Source organism: Rhizobacter sp. P1_G5, from assembly GCF_056405435.1.
The window spans coordinates 1-846 of sequence record NZ_JBFUCB010001112.1 but is presented as its reverse complement, the minus strand read 5'-3'; the positions used below and the strand labels follow the sequence as shown (position 1 = coordinate 846).

General features: G+C 66.0%; 2 protein-coding genes. Both read right to left on the bottom strand.

Annotation, left to right across the window (positions count from 1 at the left end):
• Positions 1–444, bottom strand: a 444-nt coding sequence (locus tag AC1D12_RS34410) for an ABC transporter permease (protein WP_477845536.1), incomplete at its 3' end; no start/stop codon positions are given.
• A 1-nt stretch (position 445) separates the two neighbouring features.
• Positions 446–846 (bottom strand): ABC transporter permease subunit (locus AC1D12_RS34405; RefSeq protein ID WP_477845535.1); only part of this gene is annotated, 401 nt, incomplete at its 5' end.

Here is an 846-nt window from a genome sequence, read left to right as displayed (position 1 = left end):
GCCGATGCGGTCGAAGATCGCGAAGATCGCCACCAGCGCGAGCACCGCCGGGAACATCTGCATCAGCATCAGCCCGCCGAGCGCGATGCGCTTGCCGTGGAACTTCATGCGCGCGAAGGCATAGGCGGCGGTGGTCGACAGCGTCAGCGTGATCGCCGCGGTGAGGCTGGCCACCTTGACCGAGTTCCACAGCCACAGCAGCACCGGGAAATCYGGCTTCACCAGCCGCCCGTCGGGCGCGGTGTACGACAGGCCCAGCGCGAGCTTCCAGTGCTCGAAGCTGATGGTCTCGGGGATCAGGCTGCCGGCCGCGAAGTTGCCCGGGCGCAGCGAGATCGACAGGATCATCAGGAACGGGAAGATCACCAGCGCGACGAGTGCGATCAGGAACGCGTGCGCGGCCAGCACGCGCCAGCGGTGGCTCTTGTCGAGGACGATGGCCATGTCAGTCCTTGGAAACGTTCGTGAGGCGCATCTGCACCAGCGAGATCACCGCGACCATCGCGAAGATGACGGTGGAGATCGCCGCCGCGAGCCCGAACTGCTGGCCCGAGTCCTGGAACGCGATGCGGTAGGTGTAGCTCACCAGCAGGTCGGTGGTGCCGGCCGGCACGCTCGTGTCCAGGAAGTCGGGCCGCCCGCCGGTGAGCAGGCTGATCAGCACGAAGTTGTTGAAGTTGAACGCGAAGGCCGAGATCAACAGCGGTGTGAGCGGCTTCAGGATCAGCGGCAGCGTGATGCGCCAGAAATTGGTGAACGGCCCGGCCCCGGCCACCGCCGAGGCCTCGTACAGGTCGGCCGGGATCGCCTTGATGAGCCCCGAGCAGATCACCATCATGTACGGGT